At 46.5% G+C, this 17,972-nt stretch carries 16 protein-coding genes; 5 read left to right on the forward strand and 11 right to left on the reverse strand.

Translation table 11 applies throughout. The annotated features are described in order from the left end of the window. Nucleotides 1-44 precede the first annotated feature (44 nt). The gene (locus ACYVGR_RS20915; protein WP_460960811.1) at nucleotides 45-1,127 is read left to right on the forward strand and encodes a glycosyltransferase family 4 protein; all 1,083 of its coding nucleotides are present in this window, start codon (nucleotides 45-47) and stop codon (nucleotides 1,125-1,127) included. Nucleotides 1,128-1,135: 8 nt separating this feature from the next. On the opposite strand, the gene ACYVGR_RS20920 is transcribed toward ACYVGR_RS20915, so the two are convergent. Genes ACYVGR_RS20920 through ACYVGR_RS20930 form a run of 3 tightly spaced genes read right to left on the reverse strand, consistent with a single transcriptional unit; the run spans nucleotide 1,136 to nucleotide 2,888 of the window. Further along, nucleotides 1,136-1,837, reverse strand: coding sequence for a hypothetical protein (locus ACYVGR_RS20920; RefSeq protein WP_460960258.1), 702 nt, complete (start codon nucleotides 1,835-1,837; stop codon nucleotides 1,136-1,138). 5 nt (nucleotides 1,838-1,842) lie between these two features. Beyond that, complete coding sequence (locus ACYVGR_RS20925; protein ID WP_460960260.1) at nucleotides 1,843-2,544, reverse strand: hypothetical protein; 702 nt, start codon at nucleotides 2,542-2,544, stop codon at nucleotides 1,843-1,845. Beyond that, on the reverse strand, nucleotides 2,544-2,888 hold the full coding sequence (locus ACYVGR_RS20930) for a PadR family transcriptional regulator (protein WP_460960262.1): 345 nt from the start codon (nucleotides 2,886-2,888) through the stop codon (nucleotides 2,544-2,546). Before ACYVGR_RS20930 ends, ACYVGR_RS20925 begins: the two co-directional genes overlap by 1 nt. A 167-nt stretch (nucleotides 2,889-3,055) precedes the next feature. On the opposite strand from ACYVGR_RS20930, the gene ACYVGR_RS20935 reads away from it, so the two are divergent. Continuing rightward, complete coding sequence (locus tag ACYVGR_RS20935) at nucleotides 3,056-4,888, forward strand: ABC transporter ATP-binding protein (RefSeq protein WP_460960264.1); 1,833 nt, start codon at nucleotides 3,056-3,058, stop codon at nucleotides 4,886-4,888. A 36-nt stretch (nucleotides 4,889-4,924) separates the two neighbouring features. Here ACYVGR_RS20935 and ACYVGR_RS20940 read toward each other — a convergent pair whose 3' ends face one another. The 5 genes from ACYVGR_RS20940 to ACYVGR_RS20960 all read right to left on the reverse strand — a co-directional run bounded on the left by ACYVGR_RS20940 (nucleotide 4,925) and on the right by ACYVGR_RS20960 (nucleotide 9,801). Then, a complete protein-coding gene (locus tag ACYVGR_RS20940) occupies nucleotides 4,925-5,821 on the reverse strand; it encodes an SAM hydrolase/SAM-dependent halogenase family protein (RefSeq protein WP_460960266.1) in 897 nt (298 codons plus the stop codon). Nucleotides 5,822-5,842: 21 nt separating this feature from the next. Continuing rightward, complete coding sequence (locus ACYVGR_RS20945; RefSeq protein WP_460960268.1) at nucleotides 5,843-6,646, reverse strand: bacteriorhodopsin; 804 nt, start codon at nucleotides 6,644-6,646, stop codon at nucleotides 5,843-5,845. Between the two features lie 63 nt (nucleotides 6,647-6,709). Continuing rightward, nucleotides 6,710-7,354 carry a DUF305 domain-containing protein gene (locus ACYVGR_RS20950; RefSeq protein WP_460960270.1) on the reverse strand — a complete coding sequence of 215 codons (645 nt, stop codon included), beginning with the start codon at nucleotides 7,352-7,354 and terminating at the stop codon, nucleotides 6,710-6,712. A 189-nt stretch (nucleotides 7,355-7,543) separates the two neighbouring features. Beyond that, nucleotides 7,544-8,851 carry a UDP-N-acetylglucosamine 1-carboxyvinyltransferase gene (gene murA / locus ACYVGR_RS20955; protein ID WP_460960272.1) on the reverse strand — a complete coding sequence of 436 codons (1,308 nt, stop codon included), beginning with the start codon at nucleotides 8,849-8,851 and terminating at the stop codon, nucleotides 7,544-7,546. A 92-nt stretch (nucleotides 8,852-8,943) separates the two neighbouring features. Continuing rightward, complete coding sequence (locus ACYVGR_RS20960) at nucleotides 8,944-9,801, reverse strand: DUF4290 domain-containing protein (RefSeq protein ID WP_460960274.1); 858 nt, start codon at nucleotides 9,799-9,801, stop codon at nucleotides 8,944-8,946. A gap of 141 nt (nucleotides 9,802-9,942) precedes the next feature. Here ACYVGR_RS20960 and ACYVGR_RS20965 point away from each other — a divergent pair, with 141 nt between their 5' ends. Further along, a complete protein-coding gene (locus tag ACYVGR_RS20965) occupies nucleotides 9,943-11,319 on the forward strand; it encodes an MATE family efflux transporter (protein WP_460960276.1) in 1,377 nt (458 codons plus the stop codon). A gap of 3 nt (nucleotides 11,320-11,322) precedes the next feature. Here the strand turns inward: ACYVGR_RS20965 and ACYVGR_RS20970 are convergent, their stop codons facing one another. The 3 genes from ACYVGR_RS20970 to ACYVGR_RS20980 form a co-directional block, all read right to left on the reverse strand. Next, the gene (locus ACYVGR_RS20970; RefSeq protein ID WP_460960278.1) at nucleotides 11,323-11,562 is read right to left on the reverse strand and encodes a hypothetical protein; all 240 of its coding nucleotides are present in this window, start codon (nucleotides 11,560-11,562) and stop codon (nucleotides 11,323-11,325) included. Nucleotides 11,563-11,674: 112 nt separating this feature from the next. Beyond that, nucleotides 11,675-13,765: a carboxy terminal-processing peptidase gene (locus tag ACYVGR_RS20975; RefSeq protein WP_460960280.1), complete on the reverse strand. Its 2,091-nt coding sequence runs from the start codon at nucleotides 13,763-13,765 to the stop codon at nucleotides 11,675-11,677. A gap of 102 nt (nucleotides 13,766-13,867) precedes the next feature. Next, nucleotides 13,868-14,641: an FKBP-type peptidyl-prolyl cis-trans isomerase gene (locus ACYVGR_RS20980; protein ID WP_460960282.1), complete on the reverse strand. Its 774-nt coding sequence runs from the start codon at nucleotides 14,639-14,641 to the stop codon at nucleotides 13,868-13,870. A 375-nt stretch (nucleotides 14,642-15,016) separates the two neighbouring features. On the opposite strand from ACYVGR_RS20980, the gene atpA reads away from it, so the two are divergent. Both atpA and atpG read left to right on the forward strand, forming a co-directional pair. Beyond that, nucleotides 15,017-16,591 (forward strand): F0F1 ATP synthase subunit alpha, encoded by a 1,575-nt coding sequence (gene atpA, locus ACYVGR_RS20985; protein ID WP_460960283.1) that lies wholly within the window; start codon nucleotides 15,017-15,019, stop codon nucleotides 16,589-16,591. 99 nt (nucleotides 16,592-16,690) lie between these two features. After that, nucleotides 16,691-17,575, forward strand: a complete 885-nt coding sequence (gene atpG / locus ACYVGR_RS20990; protein ID WP_460960285.1) for an ATP synthase F1 subunit gamma — start codon at nucleotides 16,691-16,693, stop codon at nucleotides 17,573-17,575. Nucleotides 17,576-17,972 lie beyond the last annotated feature (397 nt).

The following is a 17,972-nucleotide window of genomic DNA, read 5'->3' on the forward strand; positions in this document are numbered from 1 at the left end:
GGAATCCTACTGGAATTTCTCAACTTTGCCAAAAAATGAATCGAATGCCCGCTCTCTTTATCGACGCCGAACGCTTGCGTGACCTCAACAGTGGTTTAGGACAAGTTTGTCTACATCTTGGCCATGAACTGGTTCGCCAACGCCCCGACGACGAATCGTGGAATATTACGTTTTTGGTTCCGAAGGGTAAATCAGGCGTTTTTGGTGACTCTGTAAATTATATTGAAGCGTCGTGGCGACGAAAGCTCTGGATTCCTGGGCAATATGATGTTTGGCACTGTCTGCACCAGGATTCTGATTATTTACCCAATCAGTTTCAACAGAAGCATACAAAACTAATTCTTACAATCCACGACTTAAATTTTCTGGAGCGGCCCGATTATAGTCAAGAAAAGAAAGCGCGAAAACTTGCTCGTCTACAGCAGGTTGTGGCCCGGGCGACTGCCCTGACGGCTATTTCTGAGTATACAGCTTCGATTGTAAAGGAAAAGCTTTCGACGACTAAGCCTGTACAAGTCATTTCTAATGGCGTAGCCGTCAATCCAAAGGATACACCTACTGCCTTACCTACTCATTCACTCATTCATTCATTCACACAATCATCTTTCTTTCTCTTCGTCGGCGTCATTCATCCAAAGAAGAACGTACACACGCTTCTGCCGCTACTCGAAGCGTTCCCTGATTATCGATTAGTGCTGGCTGGTCCCGACCAACATCCATACGCACAACATATTCGGGAACAGGCAGAAAAACTCGGTGTGGCTGACCGTTTATTGATGCCTGGCGCAGTTGATGAAGCAACTAAATTATGGCTTTACGCCCACTGCGAAGCGTTCTTATTCCCATCGCTGACCGAAGGCTTTGGACTACCCGTTGCCGAAGCCATGACGTTTGGTAAGCCTGTCTTTATTTCAAATCTGACAAGCCTGCCCGAAGTTGGTGGTAAGGAAGCTTACTATTTCGAGGATTTCGAACCGGAAAGCATGGCTAAAGTACTTCATGATGGATTGCACGATTTTGGACAGAATCCACTGCGCGAAGAACGATTACGTCGGCGAGCCGCTAGTTTCAGCTGGCCCAGCGTGGCAAAGGAGTATTGGGCGTTGTATGAGGGGCTAATAAAGTAATGTTAGCCTCATCGGCTTGGCGCATATTCGTAAAGCAATTCATGCATGTAATGTGATGTGAGCATATATAAACATACACTTGCCAGATATATTGATACCAAGACTGCTTGCATAGGAGATGGCAAAAGTGGCAGCAACCATACATATCCTAAAAGTCCGGTAGTATACAGTATTGTCGTGAATAGCCCCTGTCGCTTCATCATATATAATCCCTCCGCTGGAATGTTATGAATACCGTTCCGAACTATAGACTTTAGATAAGGCCATAACATTGCTAGCTGATTAATAACAAAGCCCACAACAACTCCCATTAAGGTTCCATTAGAAAAGGCATCCCATTTTGAACTGGCGCTTGAATTCGTCATTATGCTAAAGAACGAGAACGCAAGAAGTACAGCATATGATGGTATTGTTTGCCGCCAAAGTAATGGCTTTTGAAACTGAACAAGTAAAGCCTGTTTCCAGCGCTCGTCATAATGCCGGAAGGTTACGCGGTTGTAGGCTCTCTCCATTTTCTGCAAGCCTTTACGTCCGCCAAAAGCAGTTTGTATAGCTGTCAGGGCGCTATCAAACGTCATTCCTTTTTCCATTCGATCGCTTAGTGCGACTGTGTAATGGTCTGTTAATTCAATAATCAGCTCTTCATTAGTAAGCAGGTTAGTCTCACGAAGATGATAATCAAGGGTGGCTTGTTGGGCAGGAGTGAGCATGGTGATTAGGCTATTTTTTTGATGGAATTTTGGCGGTTATTCAACAAGAGTGTTCGAAGGGAAATGATTACAGCTATGTAGTAAACTATACAAAGCGTTTCCAGGAGGGTATTTAGTAGTACTATTGAGCTATCAGATAAGCTAAAAGAGAAGGTCGGGAATAAGTATTTGTTGGCTAATAGTAAGGATAAACTGGTTAGGTAAGCTCCTATATATAACGCAGAGTTTGAACGCAGGATAACTGGATTAACCTCTCGTAGATTTCGATAGAGAGAGATAAAACCGCTCAATAAATTGCCGACGACAGAACTTGAGACAAACCAAAAGCCCATACTTAAAGCTGATTCAACCGTTTCCTGCTGGTCCAGAGAGGTATTTAAAACAAACAAACTTATAAAGATGCCAACGCTAATGAACCAGCGAGGCCCATAAGTAAACGATTGAATCAGCCGCCATTCCATCAGTTTAGTCTGATGAAACTTCTGCGTTTGATATTCTTCCTCCATTTTCAATAATCCTTTCCTGCCACCAAAGCCTGTATGAATCTCCCGCAAAGCCACGTCGAAAGCCATGCCTTGGGCGAGCCGGTCTTCTATGCCTGCTACATAATGGTCGGTGAGTTCAGCAACCAGATCTTCATTGAGCAACCAGTTCTCCTTGCGTAAATGATTATCAATAGCGGTGAGTTGGGTGGGAGTGAGCATCATTAAATACTTGGTTTCAATTTCAATACCAGATTCAGATTTTCCAGAAACGAGGTTAGTTCAGCGATTCGCCCGGCGGCTTCCGTATGGCCGCTCTTGGTGAGCGAGTAGTATTTGCGGGCGCGACCATCTACAACTTGCGTTTCGGTGGTGAGCAGACCTTCTGCTTCAAGTTTGTGTAGGGCAGGGTAAAGGGCTCCTTCCGTAATGGTCATTTCGCCCGCTGTCAGGTCTTTTACCTTCTGCGTAATCTCGTAGCCGTACATCTTCTCGTGGTCTTCCAGCAACCGCAAAATCATGACCGACAGACTACCTTTCAATAAAGAGGAATTATTGGACGTGTTCATAGTTCAAACGTACAAAAGAAATCTATATACCTCCAAATCTTAGGTATAGTCTGAACCGGGATTTTTATGATTTTACTGACCGACTATGATTCTGTGTGGATTAATAAAAATCATAGTCGGTCAGTAAAATCATAAAAATCCCGGTTCAGACATACCTTTGCAGGATAATGAAAACGTACCTTCGATTACTCTCGTTTGCCAAACCGCTGAGCCGATTCCTGACGCCGTTCGTCTTGACGTCGCTATTATCCAGCGTATTTGGTGTGTTGAATTTTACATTACTGATTCCGCTGCTCAGTATCCTGTTCGATAAGGTCGACGCCAAGCAAATGCAGGCATTTTTGAATCAGCCTGCTCCTTCGTTGACAAGTGGCCCTACCGATTTCTTCAAATACTACCTCGCGCAAATATTTCAGGAGTATGGCAAAGTGGGCGCTTTGCAATTCGTCTGCTTTGTGATTGTCCTTTCTGTACTGTTCAATAATCTGTTTAAGTATTTGTCAGTAAGGCAATTGGAGTCGTTTAAGGCGAGAATGGTGGCCAAGTTGCGTGAAGCGGTATTTTCCAAAACGCTTCAATTACATCTTGGTTTTTTCTCGAATGAGCGGAAAGGGAACCTGATTTCCCGCACTACGACCGACGTACAGGAGGTAGAAAACTCAATCGCCAATACGCTTTCTGCTGCCTCGAAAGAAGTCTTTTTGCTAATTGGCTACATCATTGCCTTACTCGCGACTTCGGTGAAATTAACCCTGTTCGCTATTCTCGTGATTCCCGTTTCGGGTATATTCATCGCCACCCTTGTTCGGCGAATGAAGCGTGATGCGCAGGATGTTCAGCTTCGACTAAGTGGCTTGTTGAGTTTGCTCGATGAAACGTTTGGCGGCATGCGTGTCGTAAAAGGCTTTGTGGCAGAGGGTTTTATCTTGGATAAATTTCGTCAGGAAAACGAAGGGTATCGGGATGCTGTCCGCTCGTTGGCCAATCGGCGCGAACTGGCGTCTCCTTTTTCGGAAGTAGTCGGAGTCGCGGTTGTTGCTAGTATTTTATTCTATGGCGGATCGCTGGTGTTGAGCGGCCAGTCGGAGTTGACGGCGGCTGAATTCATTACCTACATCGCTATTTTTTCGCAGGTGACGCGTCCAGCCAAAGACATTTCCAATGCGTTCAGTGCCTCGCAACGGGGACTTGCTTCGGGCGAACGGGTTCTGGAACTGATCGATATGCCCCCCGCTATTCAGGACAAACCCAATGCTATAACGTTGACGGACTTCCGGGATCGGATTTCGATGCAGCATGTTTCCTTTGCCTACAATCCGGATACGCCGGTTCTGCAAGATATTAGCTTTGACTTGCCAAAAGGCAAAACGATAGCGTTGGTTGGGTCATCTGGAGGGGGAAAATCGACGATTGCCGATCTGGTCCCTCGGTTTTACGATCCCACAGCCGGGCAAATTCTGATTGACGGCGTGGATTTGCGCGATTGTAGTATGGCGTCGTTACGATCGCAAATGGGTATTGTTACCCAGGAAAGTATCCTGTTTAACGATACAATTTTCAACAACATTGCTTTTGGGAATGCCGCAACTGAGGCACAGGTAATAGAAGCCGCCCGGATTGCCAATGCTCACGATTTCATTATGGCACAGCCCGATGGCTACCAGACCATTATTGGCGATCGGGGTGGTAAATTGTCGGGTGGACAACGGCAGCGTATCAGCATTGCCCGGGCTATTCTGAAAAACCCACCCATTCTTATTCTGGATGAAGCAACGTCGGCGCTCGACACCGAATCGGAAAAACTAGTGCAGGAAGCGTTAACTCGCCTGATGGCTAATCGGACAACGCTCGTAATTGCTCACCGACTAAGCACTATTCAACACGCCGATGTCATCCTGGTTGTGAATCAGGGCCGTATTGTAGAACGGGGCCGGCACGACGACCTGTTAGCCTTAGAGGAGGGCTTCTACCGGAAATTAAATACAATGCAACATGTTTAATTAGATTCTGGCGCAAGCATTTGCTCGTGCCAGAATTCATTTACTCACCACAATCGTCCAGGCTGAGCCACTAAAGACCTTATATTTCTCCGAAAAATTGCCCTGATTGACCGCAATCGAAAAATCCATCAAGCTATTGATATATGCTACATCATCGCCAACGGGTGCTTCGCCAAACGTATTTACCCATCGGGCCGACTTATCGTAGACTGATTTACCATCCTGAAAAATCTGAACCCGAAGCATTTCACCTGGTTTAACACCCAGTTGCTCAATCATCGCTTTGGGAATATTGCTCCAAACGTTGCCGTACTGAATATCGAGAATGGGAATGGTCCCTTTCACCAGGCCATCTTTGTATTCGGCTTTCTGATACGGTAAGCGTACTACCTCATTTGGAAGTTTGGCACCAACTTGTGCAAACGTAATCGTGTGAGATGCCAGCCGGGCAGCTGTATAAGCGTATACATCACGGCCATGGAACGTATACGACTCGTTCGAATTTTTGCGTCGGTTAATCGCTTCGTTGATCTGCCGAATCTCCCGGATACCGAGTTGCTCAGCAATCAGCGTGAGCGTACCGTTGTCGGGTGTCACAATATAATGACCAGATTTTGTTAACAACACCACCGAACGCCGTTCGGTACCCACACCAGGATCGCACACCGATACAAACACGGTTCCTTTAGGATAATACGTTGCCGTTTGGTAGAGTCGATAGGCGGCTTCCCAGATGTTATAGGCTGGTATTTCGTGCGTAAGATCAAACAACTTGAGCGTCGGCGAAACACCCAGAGCCACTCCTTTCATTGCCGAAACAGCCCCGTCTTTCAGCCCAAAATCGGACTGAAAAACCACAATGCCATTTTGAGCTTGTGCTATCTGCTGGGTAATTAAGGCGAATACGAGAATAAGCCTGTAAATGATATGCATAGGAATGAGTGGTGAATAAGGTTAGATGTTCGTCTGCCAACGGTTTGAGTTGACTAAATAAACAACTATCCCTATACCAATCAAACTGATAAGGTCGGTGATCGTAAACGCCAGATGTATCCAGTTGAAATCGATAGGAGCAAGGGTGAGGAAATAGCCAATGAAATAAATTCCCCAAGCTCCAGCAACTGTTAGGGCTGATAGCCGGAAGGCGGGATGAGCCTGGCTACCAGCCTCTTTCCAGAGCTTATTAAGTGTAAAGACAATCGTAACGTAGTCGATCAGAGCGATGAGTCCCCAGACTAATTTAGGTATAGTTTCTATTTCGTTGTCAAAGGAAAGCTGTTCATGACCAATATAGCTGGCAAAAACCATAAATAAGGTGGCCATTATTAATCCCAGCAGTTGCCTTTTGTAGGTACTAAACGGAAGGCGAAGGAGCGCGATTAGCTGAACCAGCAACAAAGGAATCGTGATAAACCAGGCTATGTATCGGTATTGACCAATAGCATTGTAGGATTCCCGAATCAGGGTTTGGCGATCAGTTGGATCGCTTACGGTCGCCATTTCCGCCAGTATATCGTGATAGTACGACTGGATTAAATAATAGGTGAATCCTGCTATAACCGTACTAATCGTAGTCAGGATGAAGCTATTGGGTTCTGTTGAATTGCGCTGCTCTAAAGAAGAAATTCTTGGCGTGATAAGCGATATTATAAATGTGCCTAGAAAAGCAAACGCGGCTACGACCAGGAAAAAGTACGTGACCATCGAAAAAATACCAACAGTACCTGCTGTTGGTATGAACGTATTTGTTACTTCCATAAAACTAGAAATGGTAGGCCTGAATATACCTACCATTTCTAAACGCCCGTAAGAACGCTCTGTTTATTTAATTGTCGCCTTAAGTTGGGCAATCTGCTGTGTTGATTTATCAATCAACCCCTGAGCATACGTTTTCAGGGTAGCGTTATTACCATATTTTAGGTAAGTCGTCGCCATATCGATCGCATCCTGACGTTGATCCATCAGTAATGTTGAAAAGTTTTTATCCAGGTTACTGGTCAGTTTATCACTGCTACCTGTTTGTTGTAACTTCAGGCTCATAGCCTCAATATTACGACTCTGGGCCTGCGTATAAGCCTGGTTAGGGCGCGTTGGCTTCAGCTGACGCATGGTGCCATCCAGTAGCGTAACGTCGGCATCAACGGTGGGAAGCATGGTCTTGGCCATTTTTATCAATGCCGTGTCTTTCCCGCTCTGAATTTCCTGTTTCAATAAATCCTGAACACCTTGAGCATGAAGCTTTGCCTGAAAAGAGTAATCGAAATCGGGATCGCCCGTAGCTACCAGTTTTTTTATTTTCGTAACGGACTGCTGTAAAGGCGTTAGAAGCGTTGTTTTAGCAGGATCACTAGCTGTACTAGTTGCTGCGGTTGAGCCAGTTGTTGCCTGGGCACAGGCTGTTAAAGAACCACCAGCTAGCAGGGCCGCAATTGCCCAAAGGGATAAATTAGATTGGAACGTTTTCATTGTGTGTACTGATCTAATGGACTATGTTTTGCCGTTAAAGTAAGCGGGTTATACTCTAAAGACAAGAATTAGGCCAGAAGGTTTAGTGAATGTGCCTTAGCAGCAAGGAGATAGATGGCTTATAGCAAACAAAAGAGGGGCAAAATCTGCCCCTCTTCGAAAAAATAGCCTATTGTGTAAGTGACTAGATTACAACCGGATAATCTCCGCGCCAATCGCATTCAGACGCGTGTCGATGTGTTGATAACCCCGGTCGATCTGCTCAATGCTGTCGATAATACTGGTTCCCTTAGCCGACATAGCTGCAATCAGTAACGCAACCCCCGCCCGAATATCTGGCGACGACATCCGAATGCCTTTTAGAGGAACCTGACGGTTTAAGCCAACAACCGTAGCTCGGTGGGGATCGCAGAGAATAATCTGAGCACCCATGTCGATTAGTTTATCCACAAAGAACAGCCGACTTTCGAACATTTTTTGGTGGATAAGTAGCGTTCCTTGCGCCTGAACAGCGGTTACGAGAACAATACTGAGTAAGTCGGGCGTGAAGCCAGGCCAGGGAGAATCGGCAACGGTCATCATGCCGCCATCCAGAAAACTTTCGATCTGATAGTGCTCCTGAGCAGGAACGTAAATGTCATCACCCCGAAATTCCATCTGAATGCCTAACCGTTTGAACTGGTCAGGAATAATGCCCAACTCAGGAATCCGGCAGTTTTTGATCGTAATCTCCGATTGTGTCATGGCCGCTAAACCAATGAACGAGCCAATTTCGATCATATCGGGTAGCATAGTGTGTTCGGTACCTTTCAGTTCCGTAACACCCTCAATCGTAAGCAGATTGGAACCTACGCCAGAAATTTTTGCGCCCATCGAATTGAGCATCCGGCTCAACTGTTGTAGGTAAGGCTCACAGGCAGCATTGTAAATGGTTGTAATTCCTTCGGCCATAACAGCGGCCATCAGGATATTAGCAGTACCCGTTACTGACGCTTCATCAAGGAGCATGTAGGTACCTCGAAGATTACTGGCATCAACCTGATAATAGCCACCGTCATTGGCATCATAGTTGAATTGGGCACCCAGTTTCTCGAAACCTAAAAAGTGCGTATCTAACCGCCGACGGCCAATTTTGTCGCCACCAGGCCGGGGAATACGTCCTTTTTTGAACCGGGCCAGCATGGGGCCAAGTAACATCACCGAGCCGCGAAGGGCAGCCGCTTTGCGCTTGTATGTATCGGTTTCCAGATAATCCAGATTAACATCACTGGCCTGAAAACGGTAAGAACTTTCGCCAATTTTAGTTACCCAAACACCCAAATCACCCAGCAAGTCGATAAGCTGGTTGACATCGCGAATACCTGGAATATTATGGATGATAACGGGTTCTTTGGTCAGGAGTACAGCGCAAAGAATTTGTAACGCTTCGTTTTTGGCGCCCTGTGGAATAAGTTCGCCTTTGAGTTTACGCCCTCCTGTAATTTGAAAAGATGCCATTTGTAAAATGATGAATGATGAATGATAAATTATAAATGATGAGTTAGGCTGATTATGTATGCATTCATCGTTTATAATTCATCATTGGAAAATTATCGTCTCCGTCTTTGGTTGTCAGAACCATTTCCAGATCCCCCATCACGGTCGTTCCGGTTCCGGTCGTTATTCCGATTGGGGCCGCCATTTCGGTTGCCGAAGTTGCGTTGACCACCCCCGTCTCGGTTTGGCCGCCCGCCCTGATTCGAACCTGATCCCCCATCACGTGGTCCGTCATTACGGTTGTTTCGGTTACTGAAATTACGCTGGCCCCCATCTCGGTTTGAGCGCCCCTGATTCATGCCTGATCCGTCATTGCGGTTGTCGCGGTTCCGATCGTTCCGATACGTATTACCGCCCAGGCGTTGTGGCTGGTCGCCGGTGCGCTCACGGGGAGTCGCTTCAACAAGGCCTTCTTCCCGAATCAGTTTAATATCATCGTAAAGCTTACCATTCGAGAGTTCGATTAGGCTCTGGTAAATGGTCTCGTCTTCGACCGATTCTTTGTTCCAGGCCTGATAGAACGTACGCATCAGACGTGTTAAATAAGAAACGAAAGCCCGCCGTTCGTCGGGGTCTTCTAACGAGACAGCCTTGGCAATCAATAAATCTACGTTACGACCAAAATGTTTAAACTTCAAATGGTGCGTATTATAGGGAACTCGCTGCGGTTTTTTGCCGAGTGCTTCTTCGGATGGAGGTGGATAAGGACTGTCAACATCCAGTGTGAAACCAGACATTATATATAGGTCATCCCACAACTTGTTGTAGTAATCCTGACCATCTTTCATGTTGGGGTGAATTTGCCGCATCAATTCAATCAGGATATGCGCGTATCGGGTGCGCTTTTCCCGATCTTCGATGTTGACCATGTTGTCAACCAACTTTTGGATACTACTGCCGTATTCTTTCAAGTCCTTGTCGGATTTGTGATAGTAAAAACAAAAGTACGAAGAAAGGAGCGAGGTGCAAGAAGCACGGAGCAGGGTGTGCGGAGTTGTTAGGTAGAATATGTTATTTTTGTGGCCTGCTTCGCGCTCCTTGCACCTCGCCCCATGCTAACCAACTTCCGCACCGAACTTTCTGACACGATTCGATTGAGTATACCGATTATTATTGCTCAATTAGGCGTGGTATTGATGGGGGTAACCGATAACTTGTTTGTTGGGCGATTACTGGGCGCTGTACCATTAGGAGCCGCTGGGTTGGCCAATTCGCTCTCATTCCTGATGTCGAGCATTGGGGTAGGTGGATTGTCGGTTGTGGCTGCCTTAGTTTCCAAGGCGTACAACCAAAGCGACGTGGCTGGTATTAACCGATTGTTTCGGGCTGGGCTTCGGGTTGCCTTATTACTAAGCGTTGTATTGGGAGGCCTTTCGGCACTGCTGGCATTTAATTTTGAGTTGTTTGGTCAAACGCCGGAGGTGACGCGGCTGACGCGGGATTTTATGCTCATTCTGAGTGTATCGTTGCTGCCGCTGATGGTGTTTGTGGCCGCCCGTCAACTTTGCGATGGCCTGCGTTATCCACGAGTGGCTATGGCTATTACGCTTTCAGCTTTGCTTATTAATGCCCTTTTTAATTATGTGTTGATTAAAGGAGTAGGGCCGTTTCCGACGCTGGGGCTTATGGGTTCTGCCCTGGCTACGCTTCTCTCCCGAACGTTTATGGCTGGCGTAATGCTACTCTACATTTATCGGGCTGAGCGTTTCAAAAATTATCTGACAACGGCTTATCGTTCGTTACCAACGGCTGAATATGTATGGGAGATTCTGCGTCTGGGTATTCCTGGCGGACTTACGTTTTTCTTTGAGGTGGCGACTTTTGCGCTGGCCGTGGTGATTGTTGGCTGGCTTGGGGAAGATCGATTAGCGGCTCACCAGATTGCGATCAATATGGCTTCGGTTACCTACATGATGGCTACAGGTATTTCGTCAGCGGCTGCGATTCGGGTGAGTGCCGCCGTTGGTCGGGGTAGCCGCGAGGGCGTATGGCGGGCTGGGGTAGCTGCTTTTATGCTTTCCGTCAGTTTTATGGGGGTGATGGCCTTGGTATTCCTAACCGCAAACGACTGGCTGGTCACCTTATATATTCGGGACAATCCGGCAGTTATGCAGATCGCAGCTTCGCTGGTGATCATTGCTGGTTTCTTTCAGCTTTCCGATGGGGTACAGGTTGTTGCATTGGGTAGTTTACGGGGTTTATCGGATGTTAATATTCCGACCCTGATTACCCTGTTTTCGTACTGGGTTGTGGCCTTACCACTAAGCTATGTACTCGCTTTCCCTGGTAAGCTAGACGCTGTTGGCGTCTGGATTGGACTACTAACGGGCCTAAGCATAGCTGCCGTTTTGTTAACCTGGCGATTTTTCAACCAGATCAAACGGGTTAATTTGACGCTAACAAACACGCCTGACGTAGTAACCCACTAGGATTTACTTCATGGCCTCCAGCATTTCTGCTCGTGTTGGTCGTTCTGTAGCGAGTTCATACGCAATACCTTCCCGATCCAGAAGATTCATAAAATCTGAATAGTCAGTTTTCTCGACCGAAAATATGTACCAGCTTTCGTAAGGCTCGTTGAATCGTTCAACCTCCGTTAGCAATACCTGTTTTTGTAGGTTCTGATATTGTTTTGTATCAAGATCACCTTGCTTGATGAGAAAATACCACACGTAATGATTGATGGTTTACAGTTTGTGATTTACGATTTAGTATAAAACCCCGCGTAACAAGTTGCTACGCGGGGTTTTATAGTGACCAATCCTGACAACCTCCTGGCTAGAATTATTTATTGACAGCCAGAATGTAATCGGCCAGAACAAGACCTGCTTCATTGAGATAGAGGTCTTTTTTCTTCTTGGGCGCATTAGGCGATGGGGTGCCAGTTTCATCAATTGGAGCCGATGCCTGAGATACTTTATTGGCGGCTGCACGTTTCCGTTCAGCCTCCTCGCGCTCTTTTCGGCGTTTCGATTCCTGCAACGAAACAACCGTGTTTTCTTTAGCTTTCTTGAAATCCGCTAAATCCTGCGCAAGTTGTTTCAACTCAGGATCTGATTTCAGACGTTGATCAAAGCGATCACGCAATCGTGCCAAAATTTTATCATCAAGACCATGAGATTGCTCGTAGCGGGTCGAATTGATCTGATCCCAGGGCAAGGCACTTGGTTGTGAACTTTCACCATATTCCTCCGCCGAGAAAGCCGATGGGAACTGGATATCAGGAGTTACACCTTTGTGCTGCGTGCTGCTGCCGTTTATGCGATAGAATTTTTGAATCGTCATCTTCACCTGACCTACTTTTTCGGGCTCCTTAGGTAACCATTGGTTGAGGTCAATCAGGGTTTGTACCGTTCCTTTACCGAAGGTTTGGCCACCAACGATAATGCCGCGTTTGTAATCCTGAATAGCAGCTGCAAAAATTTCGGAAGCCGATGCACTAAATCGGTTTACTAAAACGGCCAACGGACCATCGTAAGTGACAGATGGATCGGGGTCGGTATATACTTCCGTTTCACCGTTTGATTCACGTACCTGAACAACTGGACCTTTCGGGATAAATAGACCGGTAAGGTTAATGGCTTCGGTTAACGAACCACCTCCATCATCGCGTAGATCGATGACGATACCAGCTACTTTCTCTGCTTTCAGCGAATCAATGAATTTTTTGACATCGCTTGTTGTGCTGCTAAAGCCTTCTTCACGCTTGCGGGCACCCTCAAAATCGCGGTAGAACATCGGGACGTTGATAACCCCAATTTTAAACGTCTTGCCATTATCGGTCACCTCAATGACTTCTTTTTTAGCACGTTGATCTTCCAGCTTGATTTTCTCCCGAACTAGCCGAATTTCTTTAGGTGGAGCACCCGCTAATGCGTTTGGCGAAACAACCTGTAAACGTACGACCGTACCTTTGGGTCCTTTGATCAGTTTGACAACCTCATCGACCTGCCAGTTCATGGTATTCACCATAGGGCCATTGTCGCCCTGGGCTACACCCGCAATTTTGTCGTTGACCTTAACCAGGTTACTCTTAAAGGCAGGCCCGCCCGGTAAAACGCTAGTAATCTTGATATATTCGCCATCTTCCTGAAGCATAGCCCCAATCCCTTCCAGCGACTGGCTCATTTCCTGATTGAAACGGTCGGCGTTGGTCGGCGAAAAATAGTTGGTATGTGGGTCAAGGGCTTCGGCAAACGAGTTCATGTAGATCTGGAACACGTCGGCACTTTTAATCCGATTATATGCTTTGTCAAGATTGGCGTAACGCTGGGTCATAGTTGCCACAACAACGCTATCTTTTCGATTGCCTAGCTTAAGTTCTAACTCCTGGTTTTTCAGGATTTTGCGCCACAGATCATTTTGCTCTTCTACCGTTTTGGGCCAGGCTGCCTTTTCCCGATCAGTATTGAAGCTTTCATCTTCGGTGAACGAAAATGGCTTCTTGATCTGCTCCTTAATAAATGCGCTGCGTTCCTGGTACCGTTTCCGGAAAACGTTGTACAGGTCAAAAGCCGCCGTCAGATCGCCATTGACGAGTGCTTCATCGATCTGATAGCGGTACTTTTCGAAAGACGCTACATCTGAGGCTAACAGATACGTTTTGTTGCCATCAAGTTCTTTGAGGTAATTGTCCCACACCACCGACGACAGCGAATCGTTCAACCGCACTTTCCGGTAGTGGTATTGAGTCAGTATCTTAGCGACCAGTGCTTCGACTTTCTCTTGTGAAATGGATGGTTTCAGATCATCAGCAGCGTCGGCTGCTGGCAATGCCTGCAAGGACGAAACATCGCCTGGGGCACCGTTCGAAGGGGAGTCCGGCTGAAAGCTCAGCATCAGCACGGGCAATAGGGTTACCAGATACTTTTTCATCTATATTACCCAGGTTAATGGCGAAAGAACGAATGAGTGAAAGAGCGGTTTGGTAACCAGATAGTTTTCGCACTTTCACTCATTCGTTCTTTCACTCTTTAGTTATTGTTTAACAATATCAAGTAACTCAACATCGAACACTAATGTTGAGCCGGGTTTAATATCGGCACCGGCTGACCGGTCGCCATACGCTAAATCAGAGGGGATATACAGCTTCCATTTCGAGCCGACAGGCATCAGTTGGAGCGCTTCTGTCCAGCCTTTGATCACTTCAGTAACACCAAATTCGGCGGGTTGGCCGCGTTCTACGGAACTATCAAAAACTTTACCATCAATCAGCCGACCGGTGTAGTGTACTTTAACCCGATCGGTAGCGGTTGGTTTAGCACCCGTACCTTCTTTTTCAATTGAATACTGCAATCCGCTGGCAGTCGTTACAACACCTGCTTTTGTTTTGTTTTCGGCCAGAAATGCGCTGCCAATTTTTTTGTTTTCGGCAGAGGCTTTCATGCCTTCTGCATTGCGGGCTGCCATCTGCTTCTGCATGAAATTATTCATAACCTGACCACACTGCGCCTGTGTTAGCTGAGTTGGCAGATCCTTTAAGGCGTCTTCCAGCCCGCGCATTAGTAAAGCGTTGTTAAGGTCAGTAATCCCTTGTTGCTTCAGGTTCTGAGCCATAAACACACCAATACTATAACTAACGGAATCTTGGGTCGAAGCGATTGTTGCTCCTGCAGTGGCAGGTTTAGCAGCGGTGGCTGGTTTAGCCGATGCCGGCTTTTTAGCGGCAGGTTTCTTAACTTGTGCAGTCGCGGAACCAGCGACAAAAACGGCCGACGCAATACCGGCCAGCATCCATTGATTAAACTTCATGCGAAAACGAAACGTGATGTATATAAACGAACGGTAATGCTATTGAAACGTGAATGAATAGGATAAAAGTTTAGTAACAGCCTCATTCGCCAAAAAAATAGTTAGCGAAAGCCTCATTCATCATACGATAATTCTATATCGAATTCAACAATTAAAAGTAGTTGAAAATTTGGCTTATGTCAATTTTGATTGCTTAAAGTACCGTTAATTGGGATGAACGGTTTCGGATGCCTGCTCAATGGCCGATAAGTTGAGGATATTATATCGGAAAAGTCTAAGATTCAGCCATTGATTCTGTGTTTCATCGCATTTTTATTAAATTTTAGTCGTACCTTTGCGGCCGAAAAAACAACATTAAAATCTCATTATACACATATGGAATCCGTAAGACCCGACGAGATATCAGCCATTCTGCGCCAGCAACTGGCCGGAACCCAAACCGAGGCTGAACTCGAGGAAGTCGGTACGGTGCTGCAAATCGGCGACGGCGTAGCGCGTATCTACGGCCTCTCGAAGGTGCAGGCCGGCGAATTGCTGTCGTTTGACAATGGGCTTCAGGCCATGGCGCTGAACCTCGAAGAAGATAACGTCGGAGCTGTATTGCTCGGCGATTATTCGGAAATCAAAGAAGGCGATACCGTTAAACGTACTGATCAGATTGCCTACGTAAACGTGGGTGATGGCATTCTTGGCCGCGTCGTGAACACACTCGGTCAGCCAATTGATGGTATGGGCCCTATCCAGGGTGAGTTGTTCCAAATGCCGATGGAACGCAAAGCGCCGGGCGTAATCTACCGTCAGCCGGTAAATGAGCCACTGCAAACCGGTATTAAGGCTATTGATGCCATGATCCCCATTGGCCGTGGTCAGCGTGAATTGATTATCGGTGACCGTCAGACGGGTAAAACCGCTGTGGCGATTGATACAATCATCAACCAGAAAGAGTTTTTCGATAAAGGTCAGCCTGTATTCTGTATCTACGTTGCCTGCGGTCAGAAAGCATCTACTGTGAAAATGGTAGAGCAAACACTGCGTAAGGCTGGTGCTATGGACTACACGGTAATCGTAGCAGCTAATGCATCTGACCCATCGCCGATGCAGTTCTTCGCACCATTTACGGGAGCTGCTATTGGTGAATATTTCCGTGATACAGGCCGCCCTGCACTGGTTGTTTATGACGATTTGTCGAAACAAGCTGTTGCCTACCGCGAAGTATCGCTGCTGCTGCGTCGCCCACCAGGACGTGAAGCTTATCCAGGCGACGTGTTCTACCTACACAGCCGTTTGTTAGAGCGGGCCGCGAAAGTCAACGCTAACGACGACATCGCGAAAACGATGAACGATCTGCCACCAAGTCTGAAAGATAAAGTAAAAGGTGGTGGTTCATTAACCGCGTTGCCAATCATTGAAACCCAGGCTGGTGACGTATCGGCTTATATTCCGACGAACGTAATTTCAATTACGGATGGTCAGATCTTCCTGGAGTCGAACTTGTTTAACGCGGGTATCCGTCCTGCTATCAACGTAGGTATCTCGGTATCGCGGGTAGGTGGTAACGCCCAAATCAAGTCGATGAAGAAAGTGGCAGGTACACTGAAGCTGGACCAGGCTCAGTTCCGTGAATTGGAAGCCTTTGCTAAATTCGGTTCTGATCTTGATGCCTCGACGAAATTGACTATCGAACGGGGTCGTCGGAACCAGGAGATGTTGAAGCAACCACAGTACTCGCCAGTTCCGGTTGAGCAGCAAGTGGCTATTATCTACGCTTCGACGAACGGTTTGCTTGATAAAGTGCCTGTTAATAAAGTAAAAGAATTCGAAAGTGAATTCGGAATGGTATTAAGTGCACAGTACCCAGCTGTTCTGAGTGACCTACGCGCCGGTAAACTAACCGACGAAGTAACAGCAACATTGAAGAAAGTAGCTGCTGATCTTTCGGCGCAATATTAGTTTTAAGAAGTGAGTAGTTAGGAGCGAGAAGTGAGAATAGCTGATGTGTTCGGTTTTCTCCTCGCTTCTCACTTCTCGCTCCTAACTACTTAAGTAAAAATGGCCTCACTAAAAGAAGTACGCGCCCGAATTTCGTCGATTAACTCGACTCAGCAGATTACTAAAGCCATGAAAATGGTTGCAGCTGCTAAGTTGCGCCGGGCACAGGAGAATATAACACAATTACGGCCCTACGCACAGAAACTGAGCCAGATGCTCGGAACGGTTTCGGCAGGTGCAGAAACGGCTTCAGAAAGTCCTTATCAGCAACAGCGATCTGTTGAGCGTGTATTGCTCATTGTCGTCACTTCTGATCGGGGTCTTTGCGGTGCCTTTAACACCAATGCAGTGAAAGGTGCTTTAGCACTTATTGACGAAAAATATTCGTCGCAGGCTCGTTCGGGCAATGTTGAAATTATGGCCATTGGCAAGAAGGGCGCAGAAGCGTTCCAACGCCGGGGTTTTAAAGTCAACACGTCGCACGTTGATGTTTTCGGCTCGTTAAACTTTCCTCGGGTTCGGGAAGCTGCTGAAGAAGCAATGGAAGGATTTGCCAACGGGCGCTATGATGTAGTTGAAGTGATCTACAATGAGTTTAAGAACGCTGCCATGCAGATCGTTCGGGCAGAACAAATGCTCCCCATTGTAGCGACAACTCCTCCAGCCGGTTCTGCCAGCTCGATCAATTACCTATTTGAGCCTTCAGAAGTAGAAATCGTGACGGAGTTAATTCCGAAAACGATTAAAATTCAATTGTACAAAGCAGTATTGGATTCCAACGCATCGGAGCATGGTGCACGGATGACGGCAATGGACAAAGCAACGGATAACGCAGGTGAACTTCTGAAACAACTGCGTTTAGTATACAACCGTACGCGTCAGGCTGCTATTACAACAGAAATTCTCGAAATCGTAGGTGGTGCAGAGGCATTAGCAAGTGCTTAAAACCAGCTAACTATAAGTAAGCATAAGGAAGCCGTTCTCTAACCAGAGAGCGGCTTCCTTGCGTATGGAGTATATTTTTTGCATATCTATTGCAACGGTTTGCTTTACCTGAGCGTCATAGATAGGGAATCAGGAAGGATTTTTTAGGTAAGTTCGCTTACTGAAGTTCTTTGGTTAGTGAGCGCCATTTTTTACCTGGTTAACCGAAGGATTAATACGTTGAATCAGTCAGGAATTGGCTCTATAAAAGACACAGATTAATTGGTCGTTAAATTTAGTTAATTCAAATAAATAACAACTGATAATCAATAGATTGATGCTGATTGTGTAGGATTAAAATCGGAACGAATATGGCCCAGTTTTAGTTATTTCAGTGTCACATACGAATGCTCGTTTT

The sequence above is a fragment of the Spirosoma litoris genome (assembly GCF_054776755.1).